This is a genomic window from Pseudomonas sp. AC463 (genome assembly GCF_979253585.1).
This window is the reverse complement of the sequence record NZ_CEEDDZ010000003.1, coordinates 62785-77991: the sequence shown is the minus strand read 5'-3', so window position 1 is coordinate 77991 and position 15207 is coordinate 62785. Positions and strand designations below refer to the sequence as shown.

18 protein-coding genes are annotated in these 15207 nt (G+C 61.2%); 8 read left to right on the top strand and 10 right to left on the bottom strand.

Annotated elements, in window-relative coordinates:
* Positions 1 to 191 precede the first annotated feature (191 nt).
* Both AC0IYH_RS04365 and AC0IYH_RS04360 read left to right on the top strand, forming a co-directional pair.
* Positions 192 to 626, top strand: coding sequence for a GNAT family N-acetyltransferase (locus tag AC0IYH_RS04365; RefSeq protein WP_471833059.1), 435 nt, complete (start codon positions 192 to 194; stop codon positions 624 to 626).
* Positions 627 to 638: 12 nt separating this feature from the next.
* Positions 639 to 1106 carry a GNAT family N-acetyltransferase gene (locus tag AC0IYH_RS04360; protein WP_471833058.1) on the top strand — a complete coding sequence of 156 codons (468 nt, stop codon included), beginning with the start codon at positions 639 to 641 and terminating at the stop codon, positions 1104 to 1106.
* A 59-nt stretch (positions 1107 to 1165) separates the two neighbouring features.
* Here AC0IYH_RS04360 and AC0IYH_RS04355 read toward each other — a convergent pair whose 3' ends face one another.
* The 3 genes from AC0IYH_RS04355 to AC0IYH_RS04345 all read right to left on the bottom strand — a co-directional run bounded on the left by AC0IYH_RS04355 (position 1166) and on the right by AC0IYH_RS04345 (position 4185).
* Positions 1166 to 2527: a CitMHS family transporter gene (locus tag AC0IYH_RS04355; protein WP_471833057.1), complete on the bottom strand. Its 1362-nt coding sequence runs from the start codon at positions 2525 to 2527 to the stop codon at positions 1166 to 1168.
* A 78-nt stretch (positions 2528 to 2605) separates the two neighbouring features.
* Positions 2606 to 3310 carry an RraA family protein gene (locus AC0IYH_RS04350; protein ID WP_471833056.1) on the bottom strand — a complete coding sequence of 235 codons (705 nt, stop codon included), beginning with the start codon at positions 3308 to 3310 and terminating at the stop codon, positions 2606 to 2608.
* Positions 3311 to 3318: 8 nt separating this feature from the next.
* On the bottom strand, positions 3319 to 4185 hold the full coding sequence (locus tag AC0IYH_RS04345) for a DUF1932 domain-containing protein (RefSeq protein ID WP_471833055.1): 867 nt from the start codon (positions 4183 to 4185) through the stop codon (positions 3319 to 3321).
* A gap of 183 nt (positions 4186 to 4368) precedes the next feature.
* On the opposite strand from AC0IYH_RS04345, the gene AC0IYH_RS04340 reads away from it, so the two are divergent.
* Complete coding sequence (locus AC0IYH_RS04340; protein WP_471833054.1) at positions 4369 to 6288, top strand: sigma 54-interacting transcriptional regulator; 1920 nt, start codon at positions 4369 to 4371, stop codon at positions 6286 to 6288.
* Positions 6289 to 6292: 4 nt separating this feature from the next.
* On the opposite strand, the gene AC0IYH_RS04335 is transcribed toward AC0IYH_RS04340, so the two are convergent.
* Positions 6293 to 7210 (bottom strand): LysR family transcriptional regulator, encoded by a 918-nt coding sequence (locus AC0IYH_RS04335; protein WP_471833053.1) that lies wholly within the window; start codon positions 7208 to 7210, stop codon positions 6293 to 6295.
* Positions 7211 to 7328: 118 nt separating this feature from the next.
* Here AC0IYH_RS04335 and AC0IYH_RS04330 point away from each other — a divergent pair, with 118 nt between their 5' ends.
* Entirely contained in the window at positions 7329 to 8540 is a 1212-nt protein-coding gene (locus tag AC0IYH_RS04330; RefSeq protein WP_471833052.1) for a cation:dicarboxylate symporter family transporter, read from the top strand.
* A 58-nt stretch (positions 8541 to 8598) separates the two neighbouring features.
* Here the strand turns inward: AC0IYH_RS04330 and AC0IYH_RS04325 are convergent, their stop codons facing one another.
* The 3 genes from AC0IYH_RS04325 to AC0IYH_RS04315 form a co-directional block, all read right to left on the bottom strand.
* Complete coding sequence (locus tag AC0IYH_RS04325; RefSeq protein ID WP_471833051.1) at positions 8599 to 10221, bottom strand: argininosuccinate lyase; 1623 nt, start codon at positions 10219 to 10221, stop codon at positions 8599 to 8601.
* A 134-nt stretch (positions 10222 to 10355) separates the two neighbouring features.
* Positions 10356 to 10823: a copper chaperone PCu(A)C gene (locus AC0IYH_RS04320; RefSeq protein WP_471833050.1), complete on the bottom strand. Its 468-nt coding sequence runs from the start codon at positions 10821 to 10823 to the stop codon at positions 10356 to 10358.
* Positions 10823 to 11428 carry an SCO family protein gene (locus AC0IYH_RS04315; RefSeq protein ID WP_471833049.1) on the bottom strand — a complete coding sequence of 202 codons (606 nt, stop codon included), beginning with the start codon at positions 11426 to 11428 and terminating at the stop codon, positions 10823 to 10825. The genes AC0IYH_RS04320 and AC0IYH_RS04315 overlap by 1 nt, the downstream gene beginning before the upstream one ends.
* 180 nt (positions 11429 to 11608) lie before the next feature.
* On the opposite strand from AC0IYH_RS04315, the gene AC0IYH_RS04310 reads away from it, so the two are divergent.
* On the top strand, positions 11609 to 11992 hold the full coding sequence (locus AC0IYH_RS04310; protein WP_471833048.1) for a DUF2946 domain-containing protein: 384 nt from the start codon (positions 11609 to 11611) through the stop codon (positions 11990 to 11992).
* Positions 11993 to 12054: 62 nt separating this feature from the next.
* Entirely contained in the window at positions 12055 to 12600 is a 546-nt protein-coding gene (locus AC0IYH_RS04305; RefSeq protein ID WP_116628874.1) for a putative natural product biosynthesis protein, read from the top strand.
* A gap of 6 nt (positions 12601 to 12606) precedes the next feature.
* Here AC0IYH_RS04305 and AC0IYH_RS04300 read toward each other — a convergent pair whose 3' ends face one another.
* Together AC0IYH_RS04300 and AC0IYH_RS04295 are read right to left on the bottom strand one after the other, a co-directional pair.
* On the bottom strand, positions 12607 to 12885 hold the full coding sequence (locus AC0IYH_RS04300) for a hypothetical protein (RefSeq protein ID WP_471833047.1): 279 nt from the start codon (positions 12883 to 12885) through the stop codon (positions 12607 to 12609).
* Between the two features lie 135 nt (positions 12886 to 13020).
* Positions 13021 to 13497 carry a hemerythrin domain-containing protein gene (locus AC0IYH_RS04295; RefSeq protein ID WP_122771835.1) on the bottom strand — a complete coding sequence of 159 codons (477 nt, stop codon included), beginning with the start codon at positions 13495 to 13497 and terminating at the stop codon, positions 13021 to 13023.
* Positions 13498 to 13766: 269 nt separating this feature from the next.
* Between AC0IYH_RS04295 and AC0IYH_RS04290 the strand changes: the two genes are divergently transcribed.
* Positions 13767 to 13973 (top strand): PLD nuclease N-terminal domain-containing protein, encoded by a 207-nt coding sequence (locus tag AC0IYH_RS04290; RefSeq protein ID WP_116628877.1) that lies wholly within the window; start codon positions 13767 to 13769, stop codon positions 13971 to 13973.
* A gap of 58 nt (positions 13974 to 14031) precedes the next feature.
* Here the strand turns inward: AC0IYH_RS04290 and AC0IYH_RS04285 are convergent, their stop codons facing one another.
* Complete coding sequence (locus tag AC0IYH_RS04285; RefSeq protein WP_116628878.1) at positions 14032 to 14592, bottom strand: type 1 glutamine amidotransferase domain-containing protein; 561 nt, start codon at positions 14590 to 14592, stop codon at positions 14032 to 14034.
* Between the two features lie 169 nt (positions 14593 to 14761).
* Here AC0IYH_RS04285 and AC0IYH_RS04280 point away from each other — a divergent pair, with 169 nt between their 5' ends.
* Entirely contained in the window at positions 14762 to 15193 is a 432-nt protein-coding gene (locus AC0IYH_RS04280) for a DNA methylase (protein ID WP_122771837.1), read from the top strand.
* Positions 15194 to 15207: the final 14 nt, after the last annotated feature.

The window sequence follows — 15207 nt, the reverse complement described above, 5'->3', positions numbered from 1 at the left end:
GCGCAGGAGTACTGGCCCATCGGAGATGCAAAGGATGTTTTTCCTTGGGAAAAATGGACACTCCCTGAGCTAGAGAGAATTTTAGACGAGGTCGAAAAAGGCGAGCGCAAGTTTGCGCGATAGGGCCAACCCACTGCAGCCCGTCACAAAATTATGCCAATCTGCCTGACCCTTCCAGCCAGGCCACGCCGATGCCCAACCTTCGCGTAATGACCCCAGCCGACTACGACGCCATCCGCTACCTCATGCAAACCACTCCCGGCATTTCCCTGCGTGACGCCGACTCCCGCGAGGCCACCGAGCGCTACCTGGCGCGTAACCCGGGGATGAGTTTCGTGGCCGAAGCCGAAGGCCGGTTGATCGCGTGTGTGATGTGCGGCCATGATGGGCGGCGCGGTTATCTGCAACATCTGTTGGTGTTGCCGGAGTATCGTCGCCAAGGCGTCGCACAGGCTTTGGTCGAGCGTTGCCTTGGCGCGCTGGAGCAGTTGGGCATTCACAAATGCCACCTGGATGTATTCAAGACCAACACCCATGCCGCCCAGTATTGGCAAGGCCAGGGCTGGCAGTTACGCACGGATATTGACCGTTATTCGTTCACTCGCGAGGGGAATGAAAACGCCTGATGGATGGACCCTATGCTGGAGATAAAACGCGCCACACCCGAGGACGCCCATGCGGCTTTTGACATCCGCCGCGAAGCCATTCGCAGCCAGTGCATCGGTGCCTACACGGTTGAGCAGATGATGCTGTGGACACGTGGCAAGGCCGAGGACGGTTACAGCGCGCTGATGGAAAAACCGTTTTACCTGGGCTGGGTCAATGGCGAGCCCGTCGCCACCGGCATGCTCGACCTCGATAACAATGAAGTGGGCGCGCTGTTTGTGCTGCCCGAATTCACCGGGCGTGGGTATGGCAAGGCGATGCTGGATCATCTTGAAAGCGTCGCGCGGGAATTGGCGATTGACGCGGTGGTGCTGGATGCGACGTTGAATGCGGTGAGTTTTTATCGGGCGTGTGGCTACGTGGGGGATGAGCAGGCGGTTTACCATTCGCCATTGGGGTTGGAGCTGGCGTGTATTGCGATGACGAAACGAATTGAATAGGCACTGACGCAAAGTGTGGGAGGGGGCTTGCCCCCTCCCACATTTGGACCGGGTTCGATCTAACCTACGGGCAACTCCCCCGTCAAAATCGCCGTAATCAAAAAGATGAAAAACATCGGGATCGACCACTTGAAGAACTCTTTCTGATATTCCCCAAACGTCATCTCCGTGCGGTTCATCAGCAGGAACAACCACGCCACCGTCGGGCTGGCGTAGCGCAGCGCTTGCCCCATGAAGGACGCCACGCCGATTTCGGTGGGGCTGATGCCGAATTTGTAGGCGATCGGCGCCACCACTGGCAGGATGCCGAAGTAGTAGGCGTCCACCGGCAGGGCGTAGCAGGCGAGGGCGCCGAGGAAGGCGAAGATCAGTGCGGTGTGGCTGCCCATGGAATCCGGGATCAGGCTGGCCATGTGTTCGGCCACGGCGCCGGCCATGCCGCTGCCGTTGAAGATGCCCAGGAAGCAGCCGGCGGCGAGGATGATCGAGGCCACTGCGACGGCGTCGCCACCGTTGGCGGTGATGCGTTCGCGTTGTTCCACGGCGCTGTAGTTGACGGTCAGCGCAATCGCAGTGCCGAGCATGAACACCACCGCGCCGCTGGCCCAGCCGGCGATGAGGATCACCAGCATGCCCAGGGTCAGGGCGAGGTTGAACAGGAACAGTTTGGGGCGCTTGAGTTCTTTGTCGTGGTCCTTGATCACGTTGACCATCTGCACAATCTGTTCGGGCGTGACGATGCCGTTTTCACCCTTCACAAACCCCAGGCGCTTGCGCTCCTTGATGCCCATCAAGTACGCCATGAAAAACACATACAGGAACGACACGCCAAGGATCGGCAGGATCGCCACGAACAGCGTATTGACCTCCACGTTTAGTACCGCCGCCGCCCGCGCCAGCGGCCCGCCCCACGGCAGGCAGTTGCCCAGGCCGCACGGCAGAATAATCAACATGGCCAGGTTGGAAAGCTTCATGCCCATCTGTTTGTACAGCGGCAGGAACGCAGTGGTGATGATCAGGATGGTGGTGGTGCCGTCGCCGTCCAGCGTGACTACGGCCGAGGTGAAAGCGGTGACCAGGATGATTTTCAGCGGGTCGCCGTTGGCCTTGCGGATCAGGTAGGTGCACAGCGGATCGAACAGCCCCACGTTCATCATCAGGCTGAAATACAGCACTGCAAACAGGATCATCACGGTCGGGTTGACCGTGCCGAGGGAAACCTTGCCGGCCTCGTTCTGCGAGTAGAACAGGCCCTCGCGCACCCAGGTCATGATGGTGCCCATCGGCACGCCATTGACCAGGCACACCAGCACCCCCACGGCCAGCGACACCACGATCAACCCGGTGAAAGGGGAAAGTTTTTGCTTGATGACCAGCAACAGAAATGACGTGATCAACACATAGCCCAGAACTGTCAGCATCTGAACGTCTCCACATTTTATTTTTATAGTGAGCGCAGCAGGTTGGGGCGCCGTGCGCCCCGGGTACAGCCGTTAGCGTTACTGGCCTTCGAGCAGTTCGGTGACCCACGCCGGGGCCAGTGCCGGCAAAGGCTGGTCGCTGTCTCGGGCGCGAGTGTAAGCGTCGATCACCTCGCGGCGCTGGTTTTCGTAGACGCTTTTTTTCTCCGAGGCTTCCAGCACTTCCAGCAGGCGCGCGCGGGGCACCACGGTGACGCCGTCGTAGTCACCGAACACCAGGTCGCCCGGCGCTACCTCGACACCGGCGCAGGTCACGCTGGCGTTGATCTTGCCGGGGCCCTGCTTGCCTGGGCTGCGCTGCATGAAGCCCTTGGCGTAGATCGGAATGTCGAGTTGCGCCAACGGCACTTTGTCGCGCACGCAACCGTCGATGACCATGCCGCTCAAACCCACAGCCTGGGCGGCGCCGGCCATCAGGTCGCCGATGTAGGCGCGGCCGGGGTAGGCCTTGCCGGCCACCACCAGCACGTAGCCGGGTTGGCCCTGGTATACGGCGACGTGGATGGGAAAGTTGTCGCCGTCTTCGGTGTCGACGGTGTAGGCGGTGCCGAGCATCACCTTGCTTTCGTCCAGGGGCATGAGGTCGGCGTCCATGCAGCCGTTGCGCGGGATGCCCAGGCTTTGCATGCCGTCGCACAGTTGCGCGGGGCTGAGCTGACGGAAGCGCGCCAGCAGGTCTTCAGGGATCAGGTCGGGCAGCGGGAAGTAGTGTTCGGTGTTCATGGCAGGTCTCACTTGTGGGCAGTCAGGTGGGCGATGGCGCTGCGATAGTCCATGTCGCTGCCGTCGGGGCCGAGCAGGCTGGCCCAGTCAGTGGCGGCGAGCTTGTCGAGCTGGCCTTGGGTGGCGCGGCTCATGCTGGCGTCGACGCCGGCGGCTTCGAGGGTGGCGACGGCATCGTCCATTTCCGCGCTGCGGCGCTTGGCGTGGATCAGCGTGCGTGCGGTGAAGGTGTTGGCCAGTTGCTCGATGGTTTTGCCGTTGAGCGAGTCGCCGAGTGACGCCACCAGGGTGTCGAGCACGCCAAATTTTTCACCGGCCTGGAAGGCTTCCAGCAGCAATTGCGGCAGGCCTTTCATCACTACGCTCTTGAGCATCTTGATTGCCGAGGCGGCGCCGGCTTCGGCGTCGAGCACGGTCAACTGCATGCCGCGCGGCGAAAAGGCTGCGGTGAACGCTGCGGCACCGTCGCCGGCCAGCAGCATGGGTACGCGATGGTTGTTGCCGGGCACGGTGCCCATCACCGCGCTGTCGCAAAAGCCCACGCCGGCCGCGCGGGGCAACTGGTCGATAGCCTGTTTGACGCTGGGTGCGGCGGAGTTCATGTCCACGTAGGTTTGCCCGGCCACCAAAAGCGGCAGGACTTTTTGTGCGATACCCAGCGCGCTGCTGGCGCTGGTCAGGCACACCACAAAACGTGCGCCGTGGCAGGCGGTTTCCAGGGAGTCGAAGAGGGTGACGTGGTGCTCGTCGGCGCGTTGGCGTACCACGGGGCTGAGGTTGGCGTCGAACGCGCCGATCTGCAGGTCGCCGCTGGTGCGCAGGCCTTTGCTGAGGTGGTAGGCGGCTTCGCCAAACCCGATGAAGACGATATCCATCCAGTGTTTCCTTCATTGTCTTTGTTATTGACTGGGAAGGAGCAAAGGCTGTGCCATTGTTTATTGGTGTTTAAAAACAAAGGCTTATGGATATACGCAGTGCTTGGGTGGTTTCAGATCATTTCAACCTGTTGCGCCATGCAATAGGATGCAATGCGCGCCGCCACTTCACAGGGTCTTTCCATGCAAGGCACCATCGCCGTCATTTCCCCCTCCAGCACCCTCACGTCGGTGATGCACGGCATCCTCGAGCAGCGCGGGTTAACCCTGGTGGTGGTCGAAGCCGCGCAACACGACGCCACGCTCAAGGCGCGGCAGTTGATCGACAGCGGCGTCAGCGTGATCATCAGCCGCGGGCGCACGGCCAGCGTGTTGCGCGAGCAGTTGCGCGTGCCCATCGTCGAGGTCAAGCACACGTTTTTCGACTGCATCAATGCCTATCAAAAGGCGCAGCAGGTTTCGGACAAGGTGGCCTTCCTCGCCACCTCCGAGGGCTACGCGACCATCCTGGAAAAGGCCCGCCCGTTCATGCCGCAGGTGTCGATCTGCCTGATCGACCCGCTGGGCAGCCACCACGCCACCGAGGCGCAGCTGGATCGCTTGCGGGCCGACGGTATCGAAGTGGCGATCGGCGGGCTGTCGTTGCGCGAGGCGGTGCTGGCGCGGGGCATGCGCTACATCATGTCCGAGGCCGACCCGGATGCGGCCTTTGATGCCATCGACGAGGCGCTGCACTTGCTGCAGATCGAGGAGGAGCGCCGGCTCAAGCGCGTGGAGCTGCAAAGCCGCTACGAGATGATCCAGTCGATCCTCAACTGTGTGTCGGAAGGTATTTTCAGCGTCGACAGCCAGCGCACCGTCACCAACCTGAACAGCGTGGCCACGGCGTACCTGGGCAGCGTGCAAATCGGCGACCGCATCGACGGCCTGCTGGCCCAGGATTATTTCGGCCAGGTACTCGGCAGTGGCCGCCCGGTGCGCGGGGCGTTGATCACCTTGGGGCGTCTGTCGCTCACCCTGAGCATCGCGCCGATCACCCTCGACAACCAGGTCATCGGCGCCGTCGCCACCTTGCAAAACCAGACCGAAATCACCGCCATCGAGCGCAAGATGCGCCGCCAGCTGGCGCGTCAGCACCTGGCGGAAAAAACCTTCGACCAGATCATCGGCAGCAGCCCCGCGCTCGCCAAGGCCAAGCGCCTGGCCCAGACCTATGCGGCGGTGGACAGCACGGTGATGATCGAAGGCGAAACCGGCACCGGCAAGGAGCTGTTTGCCCAGAGTATCCACAATGCCTCGCGGCGCAAACACGGCCCGTTTGTGGCGATCAACTGCGCGGCGTTTGCCCCCGGTGTGCTGGAGAGCGAGCTGTTCGGCTATGTAAAAGGCGCCTTCACCGGCGCGCTCAACGAGGGCAAGGCCGGGGTGTTCGAGCTGGCGCACACCGGCACGATCTTCCTCGATGAAATCAACGAAACCTCCACCGATATCCAGGTCAAGCTCCTGCGTACCTTGCAGGAGCGCAAGGTGGTGCGCATCGGCGATGACAAGGTCACGCCCATTGATATCCGCATCATCACCGCCAGCAACAAGAGCCTGGAGCAACAGGTGGCCCAGGGGCGGTTTCGTGAAGACTTCTTCTACCGTATCTGCGTGCTCAAGCTGCACCTGCCGGCCCTGCGCGAACGCCGCGCCGACATCCCCGAGCTGGTGCGCCACCTGCTGCGCAGCCTGCCCATGGTCACGCCCGAGCCGGAGGAGGCATTGCTGCAGCGCCTGAGCGGTTATGCCTGGCCGGGCAATATTCGGCAACTGGGCAATATCGTCGAGCGCCTGGCGGTGATGAGCCAGGGCCGCGAGTTTGACGAGCCGTGGCTGGAGGATGTGCTGGAGGATCTTTCGAGCACTGCGCCGGTTGAAGCGGGCGCGCCGATCCAGAGTGAACTGGCGTTGCTGCATGAAGTGCTCGCCAGCGTGCGCGGCAACCGTGAAGAGGCCGCCCGGCGTTTGCAGATCAGCACCACGACCTTGTGGCGGCGGATGAAGAAGTACCTGGATGAGGACCCGGGGTGTTTTGACGGGGCGCGTTACTCAAGGCCTTGAGATATCAGCTGTGCCGGCGATACACCCCACTCAACTCCCGCGCCAGGGCGATGAAATTCTGCAACGGCGCCGACGGATTGAACGTGCGTCGCACCAGGGTGATCGGCGCCAGCAGCTTGGGCCGGGCGTTTTTGATCTGGCAGTACACCACGCTTTCGCGGTGTACATCGCGCATCGAGGCGGGCACCACCGAGATGCCTTCGCCGGCGGCCACTAGGCTCAGGTTGGTGAGCATGCGTTCGACTTCAAAGGCGATCTTCGCTTCGAAACCGGCGTTCTGGCAGGCTTTGATCAGGTTGGCGTACATGCCCGGCGCGCCGGGGCGACGCACGAGGATAAAGCGTTCATCCTTGAGGGCCGTGAGGGGGATGGAGCTGCCGGGAGCGTCCAGCAGGGGATGGCCGGTGGGCAGGGCCAGCAGCATTTCTTCATTGAGCAGGCGATGGAACGTGAGGCTTTGGTGGGTGCTGACCGGCGCGCGGAGGATGCCGATGTCTAGGCGTTTTTCGATGGAGTCTTCGGTCACTTCCCGCGCACTGCCTTCGTTGATCGACAGTTCCACGCCGGGGTAGCGCTCGCGGTACGCGCGGATGATCCGCGGGATCAGCGGGTGGGCGGCGGCGGAGCTGGTGAAGCCGATCACCAGTGTGCCTTCGATGCCTTGGGCGGCGCGGGAGGCCTTGAGCGCGCCGTGTTCGACGCGGGCGAGGATCACGCGGGCTTCGTCGAGAAACACCAGGCCACCGGCGGTCAGGTCCACGCCCTTGGGGTGGCGCTTGAACAGGTCGAAGCCCAGCTCTTGTTCAAGTGCACGAATCTGTTGGCTGAGGGGCGGTTGCTGCATGTTCAGGCGCGCGGCGGCACGGGTGAAATGTCGCTCTTCAGCCACCATGATGAAATAGCGTAAATGGCGAAGTTCCATGGTGGTATATCCCGTGACAAGACTTTATTATTTGCGCCCGGTTGCGGCCGTGGCGCCCAATATGCCTAAAGCGGCGCGCAGCGACAATAACAATAAATAAAAACAGGCTGGAGTAGCGATGTCGATCCGATACACCCAGCATTCGACCCTGCCTATTTTGATTGCCATCGCACTTGGCATGACGCTGGGGCTGGTATATCCGGACCTGGCGGTTGATATGAAAGTGTTGAGTGACGCTTTTATAAAAGTGGTCGGCGTATTGATGCCGTTCCTGTTGTTTGTGTTGGTGTCCACCGGCGTCGCCGGTATCAAGCGCGAGCCCCATCACCGCCATGTGGTACGGCGGATCATCGTGTATTTCCAGGTGATGTCGTGTTTCGCGCTGGTGCTGGGCATGGCCACCGCCTGGGTGTTCAACCTGGAGCCCCGCGCCTTGCCGGCGCCACCGTTGCCGCCGGAGAGCTTCCTGCATGAGCTGTCCTTGTTGTCGGCGTCCTCGACCCTGTACCGCGTGTTTACCCAAAGCCTGGTGCTGCAAGTGATGTGCGCCGCGCTGATCTGCGGCGTGTTGCTGGGCCGTGGCAGTACGCTCGGCAACCGCTGCCTGGGCTGGCTGGAGGCGGGGGTACAGGGGTTGTTCTACCTGTTGCGGATTATCTTGAAGTTTGCCCCGTTGGCGGCGTTTGGGGCGATGGCGTTTGTAGTGGGTAAATATGGCGTTAGTTCGGTACTGCCGTTATTGAAGTTTGTGCTGGTTATTTATCTGGTCAGCGCATTATTTGTGGTGGTAGTGTTGGCTTTTATAACTCGACTGGTCGGTGTGAAACTCTCACGGCTGATTATTTATTTAAAGCAAGAGTTACTACTGGTGACCTTTACCGGCTCCTCGGTGGCGGCACTTCCCGGCTGCGTGAATAAACTCGAAAGCCTGGGCTGTGACCGTCAGTTGGTGCGCCTGGTGCTGACCACCGGCTACACCTTCAACCTGGCCGGGACCAACCTGTACCTGACCACCGCCATCATGTTCCTGGCCCATATGGGCGGGGTCGAGATTGCCGTGCCGGAGCTGCTCGCGGTGCTGGTGATCTGCCTGGTGACATCGCTGGGCTCCACCAGCGTGGCGGGCTCGGCGTTATTTACCTTGATTGCCACGTTGAACATCCTGCAACTGGTGCCGCTGGAAGGGGTGGGGTTGCTGCTGGGGGTGGAACGCTTGATGAAATGCCGCTCGCTGACCAATGTGCTGGGTAACTGTGTGGCGTGCCTGGCGATCTGCGGGTGGCAGAAGTCGATTGATCGGGCAGCGTTGCGGCGGGCATTGGCGATCTGAAGTGAACATAAATCCAATGTGGGAGTGGGCAAGCCCCCTCCCACATTTGGATAGCATTTCAGTTTTTGCTGGTGGCCAGCTTGTCGAAGGCCTTATCCAGGTTGGCCTCAGCGTTTAGCAGTTTTTCACGCCGCTCCTTGAGCCACTGCTGATCCCCCGCCAGCGTCTTGCGCGCCTCTACCAGCATGCGCTTGACCTCTTGCGGTTGCGGGCCGCCGGTGCCTTTGCGGGTCAGCACCATGGTGGTCGGCGACAGCGCTGCGCGCAAGCCAGCCTCATCCAGCGGCAAGGTATTCGGCGTCCACTTGTACTTGTCGGCTGCCTGGCTATACAGCTTCTGTGCGTCGGCGTACGCGAAGGTTTTCGGCGTGGTGCCGTTGCTGCGTGCCTCGGTCACGATCAGCGAGGCAAAGCTGTGGCCGATGCGGAATGGCACTTTGTATTGGCGCTCCAGGGTGTCGGCCAGCTCCATCGAGGTGGTCCATTCCGACTCCAGTTCTTCCAGGGCGCGCTGCGGGTTGATCTGCAAGGCGTCGAGCACGGCGTCCATGCTTTCGAACATCTCTTTGGTGGAGCGGAACACGCCCAGTGAGTCGAATGCGAACTTGTAGTCGGTCATGCCGGTGGTGACGTTGTGCGCACGCAGGGTCACGGCCTGAGCCAGGCCGACCACATCGGAGGCGCTTTCACGGGCGCGCATCAGCAGGCCCGGGTTGCGCTTTTGCGGCATGGCGCTGCTGGTGTAGGTGGCTTCTTCATCCAGCAGCAGCCACGGGCGGATCTGGTGATATTGGGTATGGATATCGCCAATCATCGCGCCCACGCGGATCGCTGAGGACGACGCCAGGTTGGCCGCTTCGATCGGGATGTCGTAGGTCGACACCTGGCTCGAATCCAGCGAGTTCTCGCGCACCTCATCAAAGCCCAGCAGCTCGGCCAGGCGCTCGCGGTTCAGCGGGTACGCCGAGTTTGCCAGCACGGCGGTGCCCATCGGGCTCTTGTTCAGGCGTGTGTACAGTTCGCGGATGCGTTGGCCATCGCGGTCAAACGCGGCTTCGAAGGCCAGCAGGTAATGCGCGTAGCTGATCGGCATGGCCTGCACGCCGTTGGTGTAGGCGGGCACCAGGGTGTCGACGTTTTTGTCGGCAATGTTCAGCAGGCGCTGGCGCGTGGCGTTGAGGGCTTCGCTGTAAGCCAGTACCTGGCTGCGCAGCGCGGCCAGGCGGTAGGTGGCGAGCATGTCCTGGCGGCTGCGGCCGGAGTGGATCAGCGAGGCTTCGGGACCGATCTTGTCGGTCATGATTTTTTCCAGTTGCAGCACATCGCTGGGGCGCGTGCCGCCGGGTTGGTCGGCCTGGGCAATGGCATAGCGCACGCCGCCGGCGATCTTCTGGCCCATGGCAGGCGGGACGATGCCTTCTTCGGTGAGCATCACGATCGAGGCTTTGTTGATGCGGTTGAGCCAGGCGAATTGGGTTTGGGTCGGATCGCCCATGGCCTTGTGTTCGATTTGCGCGCTGTCGGGTGTGGCACCGACTTTCGCCGCCTGGGCCGCGCATTGTTCGGTGGTGGCGCAGGGCAGCTCGCCGGTGTTGGCCGCATAGGCGCCGAAACTGTTGAAGAGGGCGAAGGCCACAGCCAGGTGCAGCAGGCTTTTCAAGGCGCGAGGGGATGTGTTCACTGGAATACCCGATTGTTTTTGGAATTGTGGGCCGCGCTTGTCCTGGGACAAGCGCGGCACAATCAGGCTATCGGGTCTGTTTGCAGATTGAAAATATATAGAAAGTGTTGATGGCAGAGCTTTGGGATATGAAGTCAGTGCATGTGGCTGTGGTCAATCCCATCCAGCCCGCGCGCGGTAGCCTTGACTTCAATGGCCTGCTTCTCACCCTTGGCGTTTTCCACGGTGAGGGTCAGCGGCACCTGGTCGCCTTCCTTGATCTGGCCGGTCAGGCCCATGAGCATCACGTGGTAACCGTTGGGGTCGAGCTTTACCGCTTTGCCGGCGGGCAAGGCCACCGCGTCGACCGGGCCCATGCGCATCACGTCGTCTTTCATGCTCATTTCATGGATCTGCACGTCCTTGGCGACCGGCGAGGCCACGCTCAGCAGCTTGCTGTCGCTGTCGGCGGTGACAGTCATGAATGCGCCGCTGGACGGCTGGCCCGGCACCGAGGCGCGTACCCATGCGTCGGTCACTTGCACCTGGGCACTGGCGTGTGCGGCGAGGCCCAGCAGGCCGAGGCCGATCAGGGTGCGCTTGAGGGTTTGAACGGCAGTCATCAGCAGACCTCCATGACGGTGAGCAGGTCTTCTGCGCACTCTTTAGCGTTAAGGGACGCCTGCAGGCCCAGGCGCAGGTTGCCACGGGTGTCGAAGACAAAACTGGTGGCGGTGTGGGACAGGGTGTAGGTGTCGCCGGCGGGGATCTTTTCATAAAAGATCCCGAATTCCTTGGCGGCCACGGCGATTTCTTCCGGGGTGCCGTACAGCGCTTCGAAGCTGGGGTCGAAGGCCTTGACGTACTTGTCGAGAATCTCCGGCGTGTCGCGTTCCGGGTCGAGGGTGATAAAGATCACCTGCATGATCTCGCCGTCGCGGCCCATCAGCTTCTTGGCCTGGGCGGCGCGCGCCAGGGTGGTGGGGCACACAGCCGGGCACTGGGTGAAGCCGAAGAACACCACCGGCATCAGGCCACGGTAGGAGCTGAGCGTGACGGTATCGCCCTCGGTGTTCTTGAGCTTGAAAGTGCGGCCCATGATCTTGTCGCTCAAGTCCTTGCCGTACTTGAAGTTCAACTTGGGGCTGTTGTCACAACCGGCCAGCAGGCCCAGACCCAACAGGCTCATGCCGGTCAGGACCTTGCGGCGGGTGAATAACGTACTCATCAACTGTGCATCCTGTGAAACGCCTGCGTTGCGCAACATCAACTCGGCAGGCTTTGAAAAGGAGTAAACGAGGAGGGCGCCAGTCTACCAACCCTGGCTACGGCACGTAATCTGCGACGTTCTGCCACAGGGGCGCGCAGTGCTTCAACCTTTTGCGGCTCTGGTGGTAGAGTCGCCGCCATGAAACTGAGCCACCCCGACCGTTCGCTGATCGTCTGGACCCTGTACTTCTGCGTGCTGATGAACCTGTTCGTGTGCGGTTTGGGCCATGGCCAGATGATGGGCCAGCAGCTCAACGGGATCGGCGGCGCGTTCTGTTCGGTGGACGGCAAGCAGGCGCCACTTTCCGACAAAGGGTTGGGCAGCCCGACCTCCAGCAACATCTCGAACTACTTTGCCTGCCCGGTGTGCAACGCCGTCAGCGTCGCGCTGGTGTTCCTGATCGGCCTCGCCTGGCTGTTGGGCCTCGGGCAAACCCCACGCCCGGCCCATGAACGGCGCAACAAGGCGCCGCCGCGTTACTCCTGGCCCTCGGCCAACCCCCGCGCCTCTCCCGCTTTCTGACGTGTGCCTTGGGCCTCCTGTGACCAGGAGGCGTTCTATCGTCATGACTGTGAGTGCGTTTCATGAACCCTGTATTGCCTGCCGGCGCCAGCCGCCTGGTCAGCAAGGCGTCGCGTCGCCTGCGCGCGGAACCTGCGCGAATTGACTACCCGAGTAACTCCCGCTGCTTCGTGCGCCTGGATGCACGGCTGTTGCCGTATTGGCACGCGTTGTTCGACATCTGCCCGGCGCTGCTCAAGCTCGACCCGCCGGAAGGGTTGAACCTGTTCCGCAGTTTTATGACCTGGGCCTATCGTAACCAGCCGGCGCAGGATTGGACCTATCACCTGAATGTGTGTCGCTGGCTGCTGGGCTGCACCTACCGCACGCAGATTGACCACGAGCCGATCGAAGCATTCATGGCGGCTGCCGCGGCGCGATGGGTCAGCACCGACGATAGCCAGGCGCAGGGAATTGTCCTGGCCTGGCGAGGTTCGCGGGTGTTCGATTGGAAGGAACACCCATTGCGCCTTGCGCAGCCTCAGGAACTGCCGTTGGCCGACGAGGGCTTCACCTGGAGCGCGCTGGGTGCTCAGGGTGAGTTCAGTGGGTGGAGGCCAGTGCCGTGAGGTGACTCAACTGCCGGAGCGCGGTGCCGGCTTTTTCGGCGCCTTGCTTGCGGGCTGCTTCTGTTGAGGCTGGGTGCCCGACGCGGCTTTTTCCTTGGGCGGCGTCTCGGCTTTTTTGTCGCTGTCGGCAGGGCTGCTGGGGTAGGTGCCTGGCGGCAGTGCAGAGCCCGCAGCGTTGTCGCTCAGCGAGCTGGGTGGCGGGCTGGTGTCGTCGCCAAACGCGGCGAAGGCTGGGTTGGCCAGCAGGGCTGACAAACCGACGACAAGCAAAAAACGGTGGGACATGTTGGTCTTCATGACGTAATCCCCTTGCTGCTGTGAGCAGCGGCGTTGAACGAAACCGAAACCCGGCTGACCGGGCTCCGGTGGTGTTTCAATCAAGCCTATTTAGCAACGCCGGGCAAATCCGGCGGAGGGTATTCACGCAGCCAGCGGCTTGCTCGCCGTGGCTTTCTTGTGGGCCGCTTTCATGGCTTCCATCTGCGCGCCGAGTTCTTCCAAAGCGTCCTTGCCCAGCAGCTTTTTGGCCTGAGGGAACATCTCGGTTTCCTCTTCTTCGATATGGTGCTCCAGCAGTTCCTTGACCACTTTCACGCGCCCGGAAAACTCGGTGGTCGAAGGCTGGGTCTGCTTCAAGTCGGGCAGCACCAGGGAGTCGACAGTGCGATGCTCTTCCTTGGCTTCGTGGTACATGATGTCTTGTTCCTTGCCGCCGGCTTTGCGGAAGGCCGGGTAGAGAATCTCTTCCTCAAGTTTGGTATGCAGGCTGATTTCCATCTCAAGCTTGGCCAGCAATTCGGTGCGTTTCTTTACGCCGCGTTCGGTGGATTCGCTCAGTTGCGTGAGCAGCGCTTTGACGCGTTCATGGTCGGCCTTGAGAAGGTCAATGGCATTCATGATGAAACCTCACGGGTAGCAGTCGGGCGGGTCGAAGTGCGCGCCTCTTGGGTAAGGTCTTGCATCAGTTGTACCAACTTGATCGGTCGAAAAATTTTGCGTTACATCAATGGCTTGGCGCAGTGGTGCTGCGCTGGCGGTCGTGCAGCTTGCATGGTCCGGCGCTATCGGCGTTGCATTACGCCGCACCCGATCCCAGCCGGTTGAAAATTGGATGGAACCCTCACGGCCATCGCTTGACCTAATACGTAGACCTCAGGAGGTGGACCATGGAAATAAACTATATCTGGATCGCGTTGGCCGTGATTCTGCTGCTCTTGGAGCTGTGGGCGATCAACACCGTTTTGCGCAGCACCAGTGGCTGGGAGACCAAGGGGTTGTGGCTGGTGATTCTGATTTTCGTGCCGTTGTTAGGTTTGATTGCGTGGGCCATGTTCGGGCCCAAGCGCGAGATGCCGGAGCATCGTAAAAGCTAAGATTTTTTCGCAAAAAAACAGGCGCCCTTGGGCGCCTGTTTGCGTTTATGGCCGAAGCTTAACCGGCAACAGCCTGGGCAATCGCGTCATTGAACGCCGGCAAGTCATCCGGTGTGCGTGAGGTGATCAAGGTCCAGCCGTTGGCCTTGCATTCCTTGACCTGCGCATCCACCCAGGCCGCGGCGCCGGCATTTTCCAGGTCGATGCGTACGCTTTTGTAGGAGGTCAGCGTCTTGCCCTTGATCACGCCAGCGTCGATCAGGGCCCATGGGCCGTGGCAGATCGCCGCCACGGTTTTGCCAGCCTTGACGAAGTCGTTGATCAACCGCAATGCGGCTGCATCCTGGCGCAGGGTGTCAGCGTTGACGGTACCGCCGGGAATGACCAGGGCGTCAAAGTCGCTGCTTGCCACGTCGGACAGTTGCACGTCGGACTCTACGGTCTGGTCCTTCTCGGTGTCGCCGACAAAGGTTTGGGTGGTGCCGCCCTTGCTGGAAGCGTGGGTTACGGTGGCGCCAAAACTGCGCAGGGCTTCCAGCGGCTTGAGCAACTCGTCGCGCTCGATGCCGGTGTTGGAGGTGATGATCAGGATGTTCTTGCCGTTGAGTTGTGCGCTCATGATCGAGTGTCTCCTGGTGGTTGATGTGGAGAGTTGATCAAGGGCAATGGGCAAAGGTTTAAATTAATTTGTGCCTATTGGCTGAGCGGTTTACATCGGCATTTTTGTTGAACTATCGAAACAGCCCGTGGCTCTGCTGGATACGTTCAGCATCTACCAAGGAGGATCTATGGCCCGCGCCATCAGTGCTGCAGAGTTGGGCATTGAACTCAAGCCCGACGATGACAGCAGCCTGTTCAAGTGGTTTATCGCCAGCTTCCTGATGGGCAAGCGCATCCAGGCGCCTATTGCCGCGCAGGCGTACAAGGTGATCGTCGAAGAACAGGGTCGCGACACCGCCCGCAAGTTGCAGCACTGCACCTCGCGCGAGTTGGTGGCGATGCTCGGGCGTGCCCATTACGTGCGCTATGACGAGACCACCGCACAACGTCTGTTGGACCTGAGCGCCAAATTGAGCGCCGAATATGCCGGCAAGATCACGCAGATACGCAGCGCCAGCGCCGACCGCCAGGCCTTCGAAAAACGCCTTGCGCAATTCGACGGTGTGGGGCCCAAGACCATCGAGATTTTTATGCGCGATGCGGTCGACGTGCTGTTTTGATTGCGCGGCTGTTC

What these genes read in the sequence shown, in the direction of transcription:
- AC0IYH_RS04365 (WP_471833059.1), top strand. Translation starts at nt 192, where the DNA reads ATGCCCAACCTTCGCGTAATGACCCCAGCCGACTACGACGCCATCCGC.
- AC0IYH_RS04360 (WP_471833058.1), top strand. Translation starts at nt 639, where the DNA reads ATGCTGGAGATAAAACGCGCCACACCCGAGGACGCCCATGCGGCTTTT.
- AC0IYH_RS04355 (WP_471833057.1), bottom strand. Translation starts at nt 2,527, where the DNA reads ATGCTGACAGTTCTGGGCTATGTGTTGATCACGTCATTTCTGTTGCTG.
- AC0IYH_RS04350 (WP_471833056.1), bottom strand. Translation starts at nt 3,310, where the DNA reads ATGAACACCGAACACTACTTCCCGCTGCCCGACCTGATCCCTGAAGAC.
- AC0IYH_RS04345 (WP_471833055.1), bottom strand. Translation starts at nt 4,185, where the DNA reads ATGGATATCGTCTTCATCGGGTTTGGCGAAGCCGCCTACCACCTCAGC.
- AC0IYH_RS04340 (WP_471833054.1), top strand. Translation starts at nt 4,369, where the DNA reads ATGCAAGGCACCATCGCCGTCATTTCCCCCTCCAGCACCCTCACGTCG.
- AC0IYH_RS04335 (WP_471833053.1), bottom strand. Translation starts at nt 7,210, where the DNA reads ATGGAACTTCGCCATTTACGCTATTTCATCATGGTGGCTGAAGAGCGA.
- AC0IYH_RS04330 (WP_471833052.1), top strand. Translation starts at nt 7,329, where the DNA reads ATGTCGATCCGATACACCCAGCATTCGACCCTGCCTATTTTGATTGCC.
- AC0IYH_RS04320 (WP_471833050.1), bottom strand. Translation starts at nt 10,823, where the DNA reads ATGACTGCCGTTCAAACCCTCAAGCGCACCCTGATCGGCCTCGGCCTG.
- AC0IYH_RS04315 (WP_471833049.1), bottom strand. Translation starts at nt 11,428, where the DNA reads ATGAGTACGTTATTCACCCGCCGCAAGGTCCTGACCGGCATGAGCCTG.
- AC0IYH_RS04310 (WP_471833048.1), top strand. Translation starts at nt 11,609, where the DNA reads ATGAAACTGAGCCACCCCGACCGTTCGCTGATCGTCTGGACCCTGTAC.
- AC0IYH_RS04305 (WP_116628874.1), top strand. Translation starts at nt 12,055, where the DNA reads ATGAACCCTGTATTGCCTGCCGGCGCCAGCCGCCTGGTCAGCAAGGCG.
- AC0IYH_RS04300 (WP_471833047.1), bottom strand. Translation starts at nt 12,885, where the DNA reads ATGTCCCACCGTTTTTTGCTTGTCGTCGGTTTGTCAGCCCTGCTGGCC.
- AC0IYH_RS04295 (WP_122771835.1), bottom strand. Translation starts at nt 13,497, where the DNA reads ATGAATGCCATTGACCTTCTCAAGGCCGACCATGAACGCGTCAAAGCG.
- AC0IYH_RS04290 (WP_116628877.1), top strand. Translation starts at nt 13,767, where the DNA reads ATGGAAATAAACTATATCTGGATCGCGTTGGCCGTGATTCTGCTGCTC.
- AC0IYH_RS04285 (WP_116628878.1), bottom strand. Translation starts at nt 14,592, where the DNA reads ATGAGCGCACAACTCAACGGCAAGAACATCCTGATCATCACCTCCAAC.
- AC0IYH_RS04280 (WP_122771837.1), top strand. Translation starts at nt 14,762, where the DNA reads ATGGCCCGCGCCATCAGTGCTGCAGAGTTGGGCATTGAACTCAAGCCC.